The organism is Acinetobacter sp. D009, from assembly GCF_038562025.1.
Classification (GTDB): Bacteria; Pseudomonadota; Gammaproteobacteria; order Pseudomonadales; family Moraxellaceae; genus Acinetobacter; species Acinetobacter pittii.
Genome location: NZ_CP151886.1, coordinates 1,490,848 through 1,506,716, shown reverse-complemented (window position 1 = coordinate 1,506,716; position 15,869 = coordinate 1,490,848). Strand labels below are relative to the sequence as shown.

At 35.4% G+C, this 15,869-nt stretch carries 19 protein-coding genes and 1 pseudogene; 8 read left to right on the top strand and 12 right to left on the bottom strand.

What is annotated here, in order from left to right; all coding sequences use genetic code 11:
* Positions 1-20: 20 nt before the first annotated feature.
* Both AAC388_RS07035 and AAC388_RS07030 read right to left on the bottom strand, forming a co-directional pair.
* Complete coding sequence (locus AAC388_RS07035; protein WP_032038164.1) at positions 21-875, bottom strand: MaoC/PaaZ C-terminal domain-containing protein; 855 nt, start codon at positions 873-875, stop codon at positions 21-23.
* A gap of 74 nt (positions 876-949) precedes the next feature.
* Positions 950-2,341, bottom strand: a complete 1,392-nt coding sequence (locus AAC388_RS07030; protein ID WP_342371382.1) for a 3-oxoacyl-ACP reductase — start codon at positions 2,339-2,341, stop codon at positions 950-952.
* A 235-nt stretch (positions 2,342-2,576) separates the two neighbouring features.
* On the opposite strand from AAC388_RS07030, the gene AAC388_RS07025 reads away from it, so the two are divergent.
* Positions 2,577-4,145, top strand: coding sequence for an acetyl-CoA C-acetyltransferase (locus tag AAC388_RS07025; protein WP_075384138.1), 1,569 nt, complete (start codon positions 2,577-2,579; stop codon positions 4,143-4,145).
* A 64-nt stretch (positions 4,146-4,209) separates the two neighbouring features.
* Here AAC388_RS07025 and aceI read toward each other — a convergent pair whose 3' ends face one another.
* On the bottom strand, positions 4,210-4,644 hold the full coding sequence (gene aceI / locus AAC388_RS07020) for a chlorhexidine efflux PACE transporter AceI (RefSeq protein ID WP_002115172.1): 435 nt from the start codon (positions 4,642-4,644) through the stop codon (positions 4,210-4,212).
* A 90-nt stretch (positions 4,645-4,734) separates the two neighbouring features.
* Between aceI and AAC388_RS07015 the strand changes: the two genes are divergently transcribed.
* From AAC388_RS07015 to leuE, 3 genes are all read left to right on the top strand, one after another.
* Positions 4,735-5,628: a LysR family transcriptional regulator gene (locus AAC388_RS07015; protein WP_336026439.1), complete on the top strand. Its 894-nt coding sequence runs from the start codon at positions 4,735-4,737 to the stop codon at positions 5,626-5,628.
* Positions 5,629-5,758: 130 nt separating this feature from the next.
* Complete coding sequence (gene tal, locus AAC388_RS07010) at positions 5,759-6,748, top strand: transaldolase (protein WP_016145719.1); 990 nt, start codon at positions 5,759-5,761, stop codon at positions 6,746-6,748.
* Between the two features lie 73 nt (positions 6,749-6,821).
* Entirely contained in the window at positions 6,822-7,472 is a 651-nt protein-coding gene (gene leuE, locus AAC388_RS07005; protein ID WP_342371381.1) for a leucine efflux protein LeuE, read from the top strand.
* A 50-nt stretch (positions 7,473-7,522) separates the two neighbouring features.
* On the opposite strand, the gene AAC388_RS07000 is transcribed toward leuE, so the two are convergent.
* A complete protein-coding gene (locus tag AAC388_RS07000; RefSeq protein ID WP_016140663.1) occupies positions 7,523-7,996 on the bottom strand; it encodes an Lrp/AsnC family transcriptional regulator in 474 nt (157 codons plus the stop codon).
* A 186-nt stretch (positions 7,997-8,182) separates the two neighbouring features.
* Here AAC388_RS07000 and AAC388_RS06995 point away from each other — a divergent pair, with 186 nt between their 5' ends.
* Positions 8,183-9,358 carry a benzoate/H(+) symporter BenE family transporter gene (locus AAC388_RS06995; RefSeq protein ID WP_224991270.1) on the top strand — a complete coding sequence of 392 codons (1,176 nt, stop codon included), beginning with the start codon at positions 8,183-8,185 and terminating at the stop codon, positions 9,356-9,358.
* Positions 9,359-9,415: 57 nt separating this feature from the next.
* Here the strand turns inward: AAC388_RS06995 and AAC388_RS06990 are convergent, their stop codons facing one another.
* The 3 genes from AAC388_RS06990 to AAC388_RS06980 all read right to left on the bottom strand — a co-directional run bounded on the left by AAC388_RS06990 (position 9,416) and on the right by AAC388_RS06980 (position 10,678).
* Positions 9,416-9,859, bottom strand: a complete 444-nt coding sequence (locus tag AAC388_RS06990; protein ID WP_016140661.1) for an RDD family protein — start codon at positions 9,857-9,859, stop codon at positions 9,416-9,418.
* A 242-nt stretch (positions 9,860-10,101) separates the two neighbouring features.
* Positions 10,102-10,275: a hypothetical protein gene (locus tag AAC388_RS06985; protein WP_342371380.1), complete on the bottom strand. Its 174-nt coding sequence runs from the start codon at positions 10,273-10,275 to the stop codon at positions 10,102-10,104.
* Between the two features lie 175 nt (positions 10,276-10,450).
* Positions 10,451-10,678, bottom strand: a complete 228-nt coding sequence (locus AAC388_RS06980; RefSeq protein ID WP_342371379.1) for a hypothetical protein — start codon at positions 10,676-10,678, stop codon at positions 10,451-10,453.
* A gap of 288 nt (positions 10,679-10,966) precedes the next feature.
* Here AAC388_RS06980 and AAC388_RS06975 point away from each other — a divergent pair, with 288 nt between their 5' ends.
* Positions 10,967-11,410, top strand: coding sequence for a universal stress protein (locus AAC388_RS06975; protein ID WP_002115225.1), 444 nt, complete (start codon positions 10,967-10,969; stop codon positions 11,408-11,410).
* A gap of 261 nt (positions 11,411-11,671) precedes the next feature.
* Positions 11,672-13,255 (top strand): ATP-binding cassette domain-containing protein, encoded by a 1,584-nt coding sequence (locus AAC388_RS06970; protein ID WP_342371378.1) that lies wholly within the window; start codon positions 11,672-11,674, stop codon positions 13,253-13,255.
* Between the two features lie 68 nt (positions 13,256-13,323).
* Here the strand turns inward: AAC388_RS06970 and AAC388_RS06965 are convergent, their stop codons facing one another.
* Both AAC388_RS06965 and AAC388_RS06960 read right to left on the bottom strand, forming a co-directional pair.
* Entirely contained in the window at positions 13,324-13,752 is a 429-nt protein-coding gene (locus AAC388_RS06965) for a PPC domain-containing protein (RefSeq protein WP_342371377.1), read from the bottom strand.
* A gap of 37 nt (positions 13,753-13,789) precedes the next feature.
* Positions 13,790-13,906, bottom strand: a pseudogene (locus AAC388_RS06960) (hypothetical protein).
* A 54-nt stretch (positions 13,907-13,960) separates the two neighbouring features.
* Here AAC388_RS06960 and AAC388_RS06955 point away from each other — a divergent pair.
* Positions 13,961-14,467 carry an N-acetyltransferase gene (locus tag AAC388_RS06955; RefSeq protein WP_005803527.1) on the top strand — a complete coding sequence of 169 codons (507 nt, stop codon included), beginning with the start codon at positions 13,961-13,963 and terminating at the stop codon, positions 14,465-14,467.
* A gap of 91 nt (positions 14,468-14,558) precedes the next feature.
* Here the strand turns inward: AAC388_RS06955 and AAC388_RS06950 are convergent, their stop codons facing one another.
* The 3 genes from AAC388_RS06950 to AAC388_RS06940 all read right to left on the bottom strand — a co-directional run bounded on the left by AAC388_RS06950 (position 14,559) and on the right by AAC388_RS06940 (position 15,862).
* Complete coding sequence (locus AAC388_RS06950) at positions 14,559-14,921, bottom strand: NirD/YgiW/YdeI family stress tolerance protein (protein WP_005073765.1); 363 nt, start codon at positions 14,919-14,921, stop codon at positions 14,559-14,561.
* Between the two features lie 247 nt (positions 14,922-15,168).
* Positions 15,169-15,456: a hypothetical protein gene (locus AAC388_RS06945; protein WP_017398397.1), complete on the bottom strand. Its 288-nt coding sequence runs from the start codon at positions 15,454-15,456 to the stop codon at positions 15,169-15,171.
* Positions 15,457-15,730: 274 nt separating this feature from the next.
* Complete coding sequence (locus AAC388_RS06940; RefSeq protein ID WP_329760337.1) at positions 15,731-15,862, bottom strand: hypothetical protein; 132 nt, start codon at positions 15,860-15,862, stop codon at positions 15,731-15,733.
* Positions 15,863-15,869 lie beyond the last annotated feature (7 nt).

Sequence of the window (15,869 nt, the reverse complement as noted above, 5' to 3'; positions counted from 1 at the left end):
TGTTCAGGCTGCTGATATTTTTATAATGCTTTTACTGTTCCTGCAACATGCGGTTTTTGGGATTTCGCATTGCGAATCAGGAAATCAGTCTTTTTATCTGTATTGGCAGTTAAAAACTCAACTTTTGACGGTAAGAACATTGGCAGCTTAAACCATACATCTGCTTCATAAGCATTTGGTAATTCAAGGTTTGCTAATGCTTTAGCTTTGCTCCACATACCATGTGCAATGGCTTGCTTAAAGCCAAATGCTTTTGCAGTAATGGCATGAATGTGAATTAAGTTAAAATCACCAGACACTTTCGCATAACGGCGACCTGTGTTTTCTAAAATATTCCACTCTGCCTTTGGAACATAAGCTGGTGCTTGTTCTTCTTTGGCTTTCTCACCTACTCTTTTCTCAACTTTTTGGCGAGATAAATAAGTCGTTAAGCCTTCCATCACCACTTCATTGCCAACTTTTGCCGTGGTAATAAAGTCGAACTGAACACCTTTATCATGCGGTTTTAGTTCCCCAAATTTACATGACAAAGTTAATTTTTCAGTCACAGCAATTGGTCTGGTCTGTTTAATCTGGTTACGAATATGGACTAAACCTAAAATTGGAAATGGAAAGGCTTCTGCCGTCATCATGTGCATTTGCAAACTTTGAGAAAGCACAGCCAAATAAATTGCTGGTACAAAGCCATTATTTTGAAAGCCACATACTTCGTTATAAGCTTTGAGGTGGTTCTGATCAATTTCTAAAGTATCTACCACATATTCAACTTGCGGTAATATTTTTGGACCTTTCGGCTTTTTAAAAATTAAACCTTGCACTACTTTTGGATAAGCCAATGCCGCTTTTGGTAGCTGGCTAAAATGACGAGTATTCATACCTAACCTTTTATAATTTATAGATTCTTGAATAAAAAAGGGATGCACAAGCACCCCTATTTAGCTAAAAGTGCTTAAGCGCCCAACAAGCTTTGACCACACACTCGTACAACGTTGCCGTTTACGCCTGTAGAAGCAGTTGATGCAAACCATGCAATCGTTTCTGCTACATCAACAGGTAAACCACCTTGTTGCATTGAGTTCATACGGCGACCAGCTTCACGAATTGCAAATGGAATCGCAGCAGTCATTTGAGTTTCGATAAAGCCAGGTGCTACTGCGTTAATGGTAATACCATTTTTTAAGATAGGCGCAGTAAATTTAACTAGACCAATTACACCAGCTTTTGAAGCAGCATAGTTGGTTTGACCAAGGTTACCAGCAATACCGCTAATTGATGATACACAAACAATACGGCCATTTGCATTTAGACCATCGTTTTCTAACAAGTAGTCATTTACGCGTTCAGCAGCAGACAAGTTAATACTAATGACCAAGTCCCAAAGCTCTGGCTTCATGTTTGCCAAAGTTTTGTCACGTGTAATACCTGCGTTATGAACAATAATATCTAAACCGCCTTGTTTTGCAGCAGCAGTTTTAATTTTTTCGCCCGCATCAGCAGCTGTAATGTCAATTGCCAATGTAGAACCGCCAATGTCAGCTGCTACACGGTCAAGGTCAGCTTGTTGTTGTGGTACGTCTAAACAAATAACATGCGCGCCGTCTCGAGCCAATACATGTGCAATTGCCTCACCAATACCACGGCTTGCACCAGTTACTAATGCAGTTTTTCCAGCAAGTGGTTTTGCCCAATCAACATCAACCACATCTGCTTTAGATACACGAATCACTTGACCAGATACATAAGCTGAACGTGGAGAAAGTAAGAAACGTAATGTTGATTCAAGGTTTGCAGCAGCACCTTCATCAACATAGACAACTTGAGCAGTAATACCCTTTTTAAATTCTTTACCTACAGATTTGATAAAGCCTTCAAGTGCACGCTGAGCGATTGCTTGTTTTACAGTTTTTGCAGTTTCAGGAGTTGTACCAATCACAATCACTCGACCAGAAGTCGCAACTTGACGTGCAATCGGGTTAAAGAATTTATAAAGTTCATTTAACTGTTCTGAGTTTTGAATACCAGATGCATCAAATACAACTGCTTTGAATTTTGATTCTTTATCGCCTGCATTGAATGGACGTAAATTTAAACCAACTTTTGCAGCTTCTTGTTGTAATGCAACATTATTGCCTACATAGCTGTCAGCATGAACATTGCTAAGTACTTGTGCAATCGCACCAGATAATACACTTGACGGCGCTGCGCCAACCAATACTGCACCATTCACTACTGGCTGAGCACTTTCAAAACGCTCTAATACAACTGGCGATGGTAAACCCAGATTTTTAACAACGAATTTACCAATAGGAGATTGTGTAAATGCTTGGTATTGATCAGTCATGATTATTATCTCTCAAAGAAATGAATTTTCTACGACAGGCTTCATTATGTTATGAGATGAATAGCAACAATATGAAAGCAGTCGTTCATTAGAGTTACTCCAAATCATACTTGACTTCATCTTTGGATGTCTTGACCTGAATGCTATCTACAATGTCATTCTAGTCAATACAGGTCTATTTGAATTGTGTTAAGGTAGCTTACAAGAATATCGTTATTATGCTTGGAAAAGCCTTATGAGCAAAACAACTCAAGAAAATCCAGCAGTCGAGAATTCTGCTCAGGAAAAAGTGTCAAATACATCAAAGTCGGCTTCTAACACGGCTAAGCGTAACAGCACTACTCCTAAAGCAGCAACTAATACATCAAAAACGACACGTACTCGTTCAACGACTGCACCTGCACGTAGCCCTCGCACCAAGAGCGCGGCTACAGCAACTACTTCTACATCTTCAAATGTAGCTGCAGCACCAAAAGCAACAAAAACCAAAACTTCTGTTCAACAGGATAAAACCATGAGCCAAAACACTGTTCGCCGCGTTGCAATTATTGGTGGCAACCGTATTCCATTTGCACGTTCAAATACTGCTTATTTCAAAGCGTCAAATTCTGACATGCTGACAGCAGCATTGAATGGTTTGGTTGAACGCTTTAACTTACAAGGTAAGCGTATTGGTGAAGTCGTTGCTGGTGCTGTTTTAAAACACAGCCGTGACTTTAATATGACTCGTGAAGTTGTATTAAGCACAGATCTTGCTCCTGAAACCCCTGCTTATGACATTCAAATTGCTTGTGGTACAGGTTTACAAGCAGCTTTTGTTGTTGCAAACAAAATTGCACTTGGTCAAATCGATGTAGGTATTGCAGGTGGCGTAGACACCACTTCTGACGCGCCGATTGCTGTAGGTGATGGCTTACGTAAAGTTTTACTTGAACTCAATGTAGCTAAAACGGGTAAAGACCGTCTTAAAGCTTTAACAAAAATTGATTTTAAAAAGCTTCTTGATGCACCAAGCAATGGTGAACCACGTACTGGCCTTTCAATGGGTGAGCACCAAGCCATCACTGCTTTAGAATGGGGTATCACTCGCGAAGCACAAGATGAGTTAGCTGCTAGCAGCCATCAAAAACTTGCTGCTGCTTATGAACGTGGTTTCTTTGATGACTTAATGACTCCATTCTTAGGTCTTAACCGTGACAACAACTTACGCGCAGACAGCACAGTTGAAAAACTTGCTAAATTGAAGCCAGTTTTCGGTAAAGGCGAAACTGCAACAATGACAGCAGGTAACTCAACTCCGTTGACTGATGGTGCTTCTGTGGTGTTGCTTGCTTCTGAAGAATGGGCAAAAGAAAACGGTCATGAAGTTTTAGCTTACCTTTCTTTCTCTGAGACAGCAGCTGTTGACTTTATTGGTAAGAGCGGCCCTAAAGAAGGTTTGTTAATGGCTCCTGCTTATGCAGTGCCTCGCATGCTTAAGCGTGCAAACCTTAAACTTCAAGATTTCGATTTCTACGAAATTCATGAAGCATTTGCATCTCAAGTGTTATCTACATTGAAAGCTTGGGAAGATGAAAAATTCTGTAAAGAGCGTCTTGGTTTAGATGCACCTTTGGGTTCAATTGACCGCTCTAAACTGAACGTAAATGGTTCATCTTTAGGTGCAGGCCATCCATTTGCTGCAACTGGTGGTCGTATCTTGGCTACTGCAGCTAAATTGATTAATCAAAAAGGTTCAGGCCGTGCATTAATCTCTATCTGTACAGCAGGTGGTGAAGGTGTGGTTGCGATTGTAGAAAAATAATTTCTATAACGACCTAACAAAATAAGCACCCAAATGGGTGCTTATTTCATTTCAATAGATTAGCTTAATGAAGTGATGCAGCTTTGGCATCTGGGAAAAACTTATCTTCGATATGGTCGTAACACCACTGGAAAATAAAGGTATAAACCAAAATACATAAGGTTAAACCAATATCTAAAATAAGTGCATCAATGACACTCATCTGAAGCATATATGCAATCATTGGTACAGTTGCAATCAGCAAACCACCTTCAAAACCAATCGCATGTAAAATCCGCACAGGGATCGTTCTTTCCCAATTATATTTATGCTCTATTTTTTCAAAATAGTGGTTAAAAATCATGTTCCAGAAAACTGAAACCACTGCCATAAACACACCGAGTGTACCGGTTACATCCATTGGCATATCAAAAATAAAACTTAATGCAATCGCAATGATGACCAATAAAATTCCTTCATAACTGATTGCATGAATGAGTCTTCTCTTGGAAATCAACATTTTTAAATACTCAATAATAACTTGGATAATGTGCATTTTATTTTTATAATATTGATTAATCCAATCAGGTTCTTTCAGTTTCTTTGACAGATGAATATTAATCAAGAACAACTACTCATGTTTCAAGCCGTGATTGAGACCGGCTCTTTTTCTGCAGCAGCCCGTAAACTTGGCAAAGTTCCTTCGGCTGTAAGCATGTCTATTGCTAATTTAGAAATTGATCTGGACTTAACTTTATTTGACCGTAAAGGCCGCGAACCCGTCCCTACTGACGAAGCAAGGGTTTTATATGAAAAGACCTCTCAGCTTTTGATTGAGATGAATCAATGGAAACAGCATGCTCACGCGTTAAGTACAGGTTTGGAAGCTAATTTAACTATTGTGATTGTGTCTGAACTTTTACACACCAATTGGACAGACTATATTTGTCTTTTAGAGAGTCGTTTTCCAGACCTACAAATTAATATTGTCTCTGCCCCTCAAGAAGATGCACTCCAAATGTTATTAGACCGGTCTGCCCAACTTGCACTGATGTTTGAACGTGAGCATCTAGATAACAGAGAACAATTCGTAGAGCTAAAACGTGAGGCCTTAATTCCAGTTATTTCAAACAACCATCCTCTAGCAAGCCAAAATCAGGTTTCTTATGAACAAATCCTTACTACACGACAAATTGTAGTTGCAAGCCGAGATGAGACTTTAAAACCCGAGTTACTTTTTTCGAAACACTATTGGCGCACAGATAACCACCACTCCGCTTGTTTAATGATCTTGCGCAATTTGGGTTGGGGTGTACTTCCTCAAGAAATGTTTAAAGAAAATCCTGAATTAAAAAATAAACTTAAAGTATTGGATTTATTAGATTTCACCCCTCGATTTGAATATTATGTTGATTTGGTGTGGAGTCGAGAAAGTGAGCTTGGTGCCGCTGCTAGATTTTTGATTGAACATATCCGTAAGCAACGAATGCAACCATTGCCTTAAAAATATTTCAAATTTGATGCAGAACCTAAACGTTTTTCTTTGAAATATAACAATTGATATATCGACAGCATGAATAGACTTTGTGCTATAAAGAAAACATAAGATTTATTACTGAAGATGTTGAATATCAATGACTCATACAGCACTTGACCAATTAAAAACATTAACGACCGTTGTTGCCGACAGTAGTGACCTTGATGCAATTCGTAAATTCCGTCCATTAGACGCGACGACTAATCCTTCATTGATTACGGCAGCAGCAGAACAACCAGAAAGTAAAGAGCTCATTGAAGATGCTTATTATCAAGCCAAAGAAGAAGGCTATAGCAATGATGAGTTAATCGAAAGAACCATTGATATCTTAACCGTAAAATTTGGTGTAGAAATTTTAAAACTGATCGAAGGCCGAGTTTCAACAGAAGTGGATGCTGCACTTTCATATGACACTGAAGCAACCATTCAAAAAGCACATGAATTATGTGAACTTTACAAAGGTTATGGGATTGATCAGTCACGCATTCTGATTAAAATTGCTTCGACTTGGGAAGGTATTCAAGCTGCTAAAGTATTAGAAGCTGAAGGTATTGCTTGTAACCTCACCCTCCTTTTCGGTTTACACCAAGCTCAAGCATGTGCAGATGCAAAAGTAACTTTAATTTCGCCATTTGTAGGTCGTATCTTAGATTGGTACAAAAAAGCTGAAGGTGTAGATGCTTACCCAATCGAAAAAGACCCAGGTGTCGTTTCAGTGAAGAAAATCTATACCTATTACAAACAGCAAAACATTCCAACTCAAGTGATGGGCGCAAGCTTCCGTAGCATCGACCAAGTACTTGGCCTTGCTGGATGTGATTTACTTACGATCTCACCAAGTTTACTTACCCAACTTGAGCAAGATACACGTACAGTTGATGCGGCACTTGATGCCTCTCAAGCAAAACAAGCAGAAGCGATTGTTCGACCAGCGCAAGATGAACAAAGCTTTAAAGATGAACTTAACCATGACTTAATGGCATTCCAGCTTTTACAAGGTGGTGTTGATGGCTTTATCAAAGCACGTGACCAATTAAGCCTTTTGTTACGTCAGTCTTTTGGAATTGATGCGGAAATAAAATCTTAAAAAACTGCACTTTTCATACAAAATCACCGATTTTTGTTATCATGACAAAAATCGGTTTTTTATTGGGTTTCACGTGTTCGGCATAACAGACTTAACAACATATATTATTGGTACATTCCTAATTGTGTTATTGCCCGGACCCAATTCTCTTTATGTGATGTCAATTGCTTCACGTTATGGTATTAAAACCGGATATATGGGTGCATTCGGTATTTTTACCGGCGACCTTATTTTAATGCTGTGTACAGTACTTGGTGCTGCTTCTTTACTTAAAGCCTTTCCATGGGTATTTGTTATTCTTAAATTAACAGGTGCACTTTATCTTTCTTACTTAGGCTTTAAACTATTACAAGGCAGTATTCAACGCTGGAAACAACGTAATCAACGTCAATCAGAAATGGCCGATTTACCCAATTTAGATAAAATTCATCCTTATAAAACAGCACTTAGTATCAGTTTACTCAATCCTAAAGCAATTTTATTTTTCCTCTCTTTCTTTGTTCAATTTGTTGAACCAGACTACGCTTATCCTGCTCTGAGCTTTTTAATTTTAGCGATTATTTTACAGATCATTAGTTTTAGTTATTTAACTGCATTAATCTTCTCTGGCATCAAACTCTCGACATTTTTTAAAGAGAACCATAAAATTGCAGCGAGCGGAATCTTTCTCGTAGGAATTCTATTTTTTGGGTTTGGTTTAAAACTAGCAACTTCAACGATTTAATCATTTCACCCTATCAGTTTTGTATTAGAAGGTTAAAGCATGATGAGCCATTAAAATGCCAACATGCCATCTGTTTTAACTTCATTTAGCACAAAAAATGTTCTGACTTGTCTTACTCCGGGTAAAGCAATAATCTTTTCACTATGAAATCGATTAAATGCAGCTAAATCTTTAACACGGATTTTGAGAAAATAATCGACTTCCCCAGCTACCAGATAACATTCTAAAACATTTTCTAAATCACCCGATGCTTGTTCAAATGCTTGAAAGCTATCAGGAGTTGAACGATCCAAAACTACACCGACTAACACTACAGTACCACGTTGAACGGTATTGGGATTAATTCGAGCACGAACATCCAAGATGGCCCCAATCTTAAAAAGGCGCTGAGTATGATTCCAACAAGATGATGTACTAATACCTACAAGTTTTGCCAACTCAGCATTACTTAAACGTCCATTTTCTTGTAAAGCACGCATAATTTTCAGTTCAAGGGGTGTCAAATTTTCAGCTTGCTCTTCCATAAAATAATATCCCAAATTAATTATTAGTTCCGAAATAAATAATATCATTATTCAATATTTTAAAAATATTATTTCTTTTTTATGCTCAAAATAGAAAGCACCTTCTTAAAAAAAATTGTTAAATTCACCCCAACTGGAAGCAATGGCAGAAGCCTATAAACTTTTCTTGGATTTAGAACACGTATTATGCAAAAGATTCTTCAAGATTTTTCAATTCCGGCAGTATTTGCTGGCTTTATTACTTTTTTAATCGGTATTAGTGTTTCGGCCGTTTTAGTTATTCAAGCGGCTCAAATTTTAGGTGCTTCACCTGAACAGATTACCTCTTGGTTTTGGGCCTTAGGTCTAGGAATTGGCTTATCTGGACTCATTCTTTCTTGGAAATTTAAATATCCCGTAGCGACTTCATGGTCAACCGCTGGTCTTGCTTTAATTATGGCGACAGGCAGTGGATATAGTTTAAATGAAGCGATTGGTGCTTTTTTAGTGGGTGGTTTACTCACTGCTATTTTGGGCTTTTCAGGTATTTTTCAAAAAGCTTTGTCATATATTCCTCAAAGCTTAACCAGTGCCATGCTTGCTGGGGTCTTACTCAAATTTGGTATCTCACTTTTCGCAAGTTTACAAAATGATTGGGCATTTATTTTGTCCTTACTTAGCATTTATGTCATTACAAAAAGATTATGGCCGCGTTACAGCATTGTATTTACCGCAATTGCAGGGATTGCCCTCTGCCCCGTTTTTTTAGAATTTCATATGCCTACACTTCAGTGGTCTTTAGCAAAACCTGTTTGGATTAGTCCAGACTTTAGTTGGTCGGCACTGTTGGGCTTAGCTTTACCACTGTTTGTGATTAATATGGCCTCCCAATATTTACCAGGAATTGCCATGATCAAAAGTTATGGTTACAAACCACACGTTAACCAACTCATTGGCTGGACAGGTTTAACTCAAGCTTTGCTTGCCCCTTTTGGTTGTTACACCGTAAATATTGCTGCCATTAGTGCTGCGGTAAGCTTAGATGATCAAGTTCATCCTGACCCTAACAAACGCTATATTGCTGGCATGAGCTGCGGATTTTTCTACATCTTAATGGGCTTGTTTGCTGCAACACTCACAAGTTTATTGATGTCATTTCCTCACATTTTTATTGTAGCTTTGGCAGGCATTGCTTTACTTGGTACGATTAGCCACAACGTTGCAATTGCCTTTGCTCAAGTTGAAGAACGTGAAGCTGCATTATTTACCTTTTTATGTAGTGCTTCGGGTATTCAATTTTTCGGTATTGGTTCAGCATTTTGGGGATTGATTGTCGGTATCCTTGTATTTGTAATACTTAAATTTAAAACCAAAAGAAACTAATAAAAAGCGTTCATAGCCTCCTATTTTTCAATGCTATGAACGCCTTTGCCATAATTCTTATAGCTCTCTGACTACGACTGTTTTTGCCATTTTGTCATGCCAGCCTTGTTTTTTAGAATCAAATGCAACCCAGAAAAGGCCAATGCCAAACACTAAAATTGATGGAATATAGCCAATGTAGCGAATAATACTTTGCATAACAGTGAGCTTATTGCCTGTTTTTTCATCTAAAACTTTTAATCGCATTAAACGTTTACCAGGTGTTCCCGCAAAATACAACCAACATAAAACTGAATACAAGAAAGGAAATGCATAGTTCACAATAAGATCGAACAAATAATTTTGTGGCTGACTACTTAAGCCAGTAGCAAAAACCAAATCATAATCTCCCCGATAAAAAATCCATGCCGCTGGAATAATTGCTAAAAAAAGAATCAGACTATCAATAATCATTGCACCAAATCTTAACCAGAACCCTGCATACTCATACTTATAAGACATGCTCACCTCACTTTGTTATTGTTTAATAGATCAAAACGTTCTTACAATTTTACTTTTATCCTAAAGGAAACTTTTTTAGTTTTAAATACTTAAATAACTTTAATATTTTCTACTTTTATATTTTATTGTAATTATTTTGATCAAAATAAATCTAAATTTAATATTTTAAAACTGACACTTTTTATGTCAGTTATATTGAAATACTTTTTCTAGTCGATGAAAATTAAAGATAAATATTATATTTATTCCCAAAATAAAATATCTATTTTAAACTCATTTTTTAATAGTATTGCTGCAAATAATATACCTAACCCAATGACAATTAAAAAAATACTTAAACTAAATAGTCCACAAATAATAGCTATAGCACCTAATATAGCTAATATATAGAATATAATTACACTAAATGTTGGCATTTCAATTTATTCCACTACTTAAAATAAAAGCAATTTATTTTATCGAGTTTATAAACGATTGCTGTTTTCAAATGTTGGTTACACTATTAATTTGTATCATCATACAATAATCATGTTATTAAACTTAATTAGTGTTACTTTGTTTTAATAACCAGTGATGCAGTTCACATAATTTTTAACGAATTTCAAAGTAATGTTTTTCAGTTATAAGTTTAATCTTTAAATTTTTATATAAACGTTCTTTTGAATCTTCGAGTGAAGGAACAATTTTTTCTGCAAATTTATCTTCCGTCATGAGTCTGGCATAAGTTTTGTAGCCAATGATTAATTTTTGGGGTTCTTTACCTGTTTGACGAAACTCTTCAATGAGTTTATTTACTTTCTTTGCTGTTAAATCTGCCATCTTCCTTTCTCCCCCTAAATTTACTATTTTGTTATACGGGTTCTATATGACAGAAATATGAATAGTAATTTTTTGTAATTTTCATGTAAATATTAAAGATTTACTTCTGTAGTGTGGTCACCCATTTACAGTGAAGCAGAAAATTAATTCAAAATAATGATTTATATTGTTTTTGTTTAATTTCAATTACTTTCAATTGAATAGATGTCTCCAAAGAATGAAATATGTTAATCTTTAATTAATAAAAGCTTCATACATATAACAACTGTAAATAAGAGGAATAACATCATGAATTATCAACATATTATTGTACCAGTAGATGGTTCTGAAATTTCTTTAGCAGCAGCTAGACAGGCAGCCCACATTGCAAAGGCATTTGGTAGTAAATTGACCGCCATTAGTTTGGTTGCGGTAGACCCTTTTAGTGGCGTAGATTTTTATTACATCTCACCTGTTGTAAAAGATTATTTTGTTGAAGCACGTGCCAATGCAGAAAAGACTCTCGCTAAAGTAAAAGCTTTATGTGCAGAAGAAGGTATTGATGCAGAGACTCAAATTATCCAAGGTGAAATTTCTTCAGATGGTATTTTGAAAGCTGTAGAAGACTTAGGTTCTGATTTGATTGTGATTGGTTCACATGGTCGTAAAGGCTTCCAAAAACTAATATTAGGTAGTTTTGCTCAAGATGTTTTAAATAGCACTAAAATTCAAGTTTTAGTCGTAAAAGAGTAAAACTCTAGAAAGACAACAGCCCAATCTAATGATTGGGCTTTTTAACAGAATAACTTCGAGAAATTTTACACTTACCTAAAACCTCTATAGAATAGTTCATTATTCCCCCAAATTTCGTAAGTCACGCCAATGAAGTAAGTCTTTTTTCTCATCAATTTTTTCTTTCTCTGATGTTCAAAATAGACTATTTTTGTGATTTACCGTCTCTCTTAAAAATTATTATTCTCCTATTTTGTACATCCTGTATTTATGAGGTTCTTTATGACTCAGCAGGCATGTGTAATATCGCAACTTACCTTAGAATTCCCTTCAAAGGTAATGTTTAAGCATCTAAATTTTAGTCTTGAATCAAATCAGGTATCTGCACTAATTGGTCGTAATGGCCAAGGTAAATCTTTGCTTATGCAAATGTTAAATGAGACGCTTGCAGCAGATTCAATTTTTATTTCTGGCCAAATATCTTGGCATGTGAAGCATGCATATTTACCTCAATTACATCGTTTGACGGCGCTGACCATTGCCGAAGCATTAGATATCTTAGATATTTATCAGACTTTTAAAAGAGTCGAACAAGGTGATGCTAGCTTTGAAGATTATGATTTATTGGAAGGTAAATGGGACTTACCCACCTTATGGAATACCCTATTAGAAAATGCTGGTTTACCAACAGATTTAGATTTTCCAGTTAAAAATTTAAGTGAAGGTCAAAAAACCAAGTTAGCTTTAAGCTGTTTATTTCTAAAAACAGATCACTACCTATTACTTGATGAGCCTAGCAATCATCTAGATCAGGAATCTAGGCAATGGTTAATTAATCATTTGAAAAAACACCCAGCAGGTGGACTGATTATTAGCCATGATCGGACTTTATTAAATGAAGTAGACCATATTTATCATTTAAATGAACATGGACTACATCACACCACAGGAAACTATGAAAAATTTTATGAGCAATATCAGTTAAATATTGCTGCTCTGGAGCAATCCATTCAACAAAACCAACGTGAAGTTAAACACATGAAGCAAAAGCAGCATGATGTATTAATGAAAGCTCAAAAACGTGAGCGTGCTGGTAATAAATTAAGAGAATCAAATTCTCAAGCCAAAATTTTGCTCGACTTTAAAAAGGAACAAGCAGGCCAAAGTATTGCCGCTCTACAGTCTCAACATCAACGACAAATTTCGAACAGTCAAAATGAATTAAAAGACAAGAAAATGCTTCTTGAAACCGTCAAACCTCAACAGTTTGTATTCCCAACTTTTCAGAAGAAATCAGGTGAAATTCTTCGTATTAAAAAACTTAAACTGAAACATGGAACTCAAAGGCCCATTGATCTCGCTGTAGAAGCTGCTCAAAAAGTTCACATAACAGGAGAAAATGGTATTGGAAAATCAACTTTACTTAAGGCAATTCATGCAGAGAACAATCAACCCTGTGACAGCATTCACTTATCTGTAAAGTGTTTCTATCTCGACCAGAACTTTAGCTTTTTGTGTGATGAAATGACTGTTATTGAAAATTTATCTCACATGAATAATGAACTTTCAGAACTCGAATGGAGAAATTTGCTAGGTCAACTTCGAATTCGTGGAGATAAAGGCATCCAACTATTGTCTCAGTTAAGTGGTGGTGAAAAATTAAAAGTAGCTTTATTGGCCCTTAGCCAGATAAAACCTGCACCTGAACTTCTGTTATTAGATGAACCAGAAAATCATTTGGATATTGAATCTAGAGAGCTACTTGCTAATGCTATTCAGAGTTATGAAGGTGCGGTATTACTCGTTTCACACGATCAAACGTTTGTTGAAAGTTCGGGCATTCATGAGTCATTTTCTTTAATGTAATCGTTAGTAATATACCAATTTTCAAATTTACTAGTTCTCATTTGAGAGCTAGTAAATTTCATCAGTTATTATTTTTTCACTTTGTTTAATAACTCGAGGTCTAAAGTATATTTGACAGTTTTATTTTTACGAGCACTATTACGCATTTGATAAACTTGAATAATATAATCACCGTCAACTGGTAAAGTAAGCTCTCCATTAAAACCTATAGTTGAGCCAATCAATAATGCGTTATCTTTACCTGGCTTCTTACCAGGTGCAAAAATATTAATGTAGGCTAAATTCCCCAGACTATTGATATCAAATTTTAATATTTGGCCTTTTTTCGCATAAATTCTATACCTTACATCATCGTAGCCCTGAAATTTTCCAGTTAAAGTGGTATGTGGTGAACTTTGTAAAAAATTAACTTTTTGCTCAGTATTTTTGGCATAGATAGTGAACGAAGTAGCTGAAATAAGCGTGGATAGTAATAATGTTTTAATGATTTTTCTCAACTTATTAACCCTCAAAATTATTTTTAAAGTGATTATATTAAAAATGATTTTTATAAAATTTTACTTTATGTATGAGTTTGATGAGTAGTAGTTGCTTTTTATAACCAGTAACAAATAAAGTATCTTAGAAATCTAAATTATCTTTCTTTTCAATAATTACTTAAAAGTTAAAGTATATGGATAATCTATAAGTCTGGAAGAATTTTTAATGAATATTATTATTCGTGATGAGCAAGCCGAAGATATTGAAGCCATTGAAGAATTGACAAAAGCAGCTTTTCAAAATGCTGAGCACACAAGTCATACCGAGCATTTTATTGTTAATAGTCTAAGAGCTCACGGACAACTTACTATTTCTCTAGTTGCAATTGAAGATGAGTCTATTATTGGACATATTGCTATTTCTCCGGTTGAGATTAGCTCAGGCGAAATAGGTTGGTATGGTTTAGGTCCTATCTCAGTTCATCCAAATAAACAAGGATGCGGTGTTGGCTCTCTTCTCATCAATAAATCACTAGAAAAATTAAAACAACTTGGCGCTCAAGGATGTGTTTTATTAGGTGATCCAAATTATTACAGCCGATTTGGTTTTAAAAATTATCCTGAGCTAATTTTGCCTGATGTACCAAGTGAATATTTTCAGGCTCTAACTTTCTCGGGCAATATTCCAAAAGCTAATGTCAAATACCATGAGGCTTTTAATGCAACGCAATAATAAAAACTTACTATCTTCAAAAGAAAACTCCTAAAAATAGGAGTTTTCTTTTTCATTGTTTTTGAACAATATTTACTTAAAATATTAGCTTTTATTTAACACGCTCAATTTGGAAAACTTCAATATCGGTAGGCTTAACTCTATGCTTATCTACCTCACCAACGACACGTACTTTATCCCCTGCTTTTAGTTCAAGAGGTTTCCATAAGTCATCATCGATATCAATTATGATTGAACCCGTAGCGTCTTTTAACTCAAAATGATCCCCAGCAATATGCTTTACGATCGTACCAGTTAAAGTTACTCCAGATTCATCAGCCAAAGTTTTTACTTTGGACACTGTGACTACATTTTTTGTTGCTTCGTTTAATAAAGCAGCATCTGGTTTAGCTATCACAGCACTACTTCCTAATAAAGCAAATCCAGCCAATGCTGTTAAAAGTATTTTTTTCATGACGATTACCTACTTTTTAATATTCTTAGGTATATAAACAAATTCTTTTAAAGTTATAGATTTAGCTTTTGTGGCTTTTTGTATCTTATTAAGTTCTTTGTTTAATGAGAATAAATAGTAACATTAAAAAATTTCTTTAAGTTCTCTTTTCCAACAACTATTTTATGGCCTTTATTTTTTCGTGAATTTACTTAAGAAAGCTTTTTCTTAAGTAAATTAAACTCAGCATTAAAATATCACTTCATTGTTAAGCAACAAGTTGTCCTAAATTCAATAAAATATTTATGGCTTCTGTCTCGTCCTCAGTTTGCATAACAATCATTCTGTCATAAGAAATTCCACCAACCTCAATATAAATTTTTGGATGTGGAAGCTGAGGAATATAGACTTTTAGTGGTTGATAAAGAGCAAGAAGATAACCAAATGAATCATAAGGATAATGATCATCTTTTAATGTCTTCTTTATAACAACATAGTTGTTCAATATATTTAAAATAAAACCATATTCATTTTCAGAATGAAATTTAGCGTCCATACCTACCTCCTTGATTAGTTAATATTTTTATAATCAAACTTAAAGGTTAAATTTCTGATCTGAGGATATTTGAACCAATTTACTTTAAATATAGAGTTCTATTTAAAATAATTAGTGTCGAATTTAAATATATTTAAAACCAAGTGTATTAGTCAATATATTTTGAACAGCGCCATTAAAAATAAATATTTTGAGTTACAAATCACACTTTAAGACAAAAATAAAAAGATATAAAAAAACCCATCTTACGATGGGCTTTGAGCATTCATCTAGATTATGAATCTTTATCCATTGAATGAGGAGTTGTGGTTTTATCTTGCTGTTTTGTGTCGTTTTCACCTTGGCAAGCACTCAAACTCAAAGAAATAAAGGCGGCTAAACCCAAGGTCGCTATAATTTTTGTCATGTTTCAC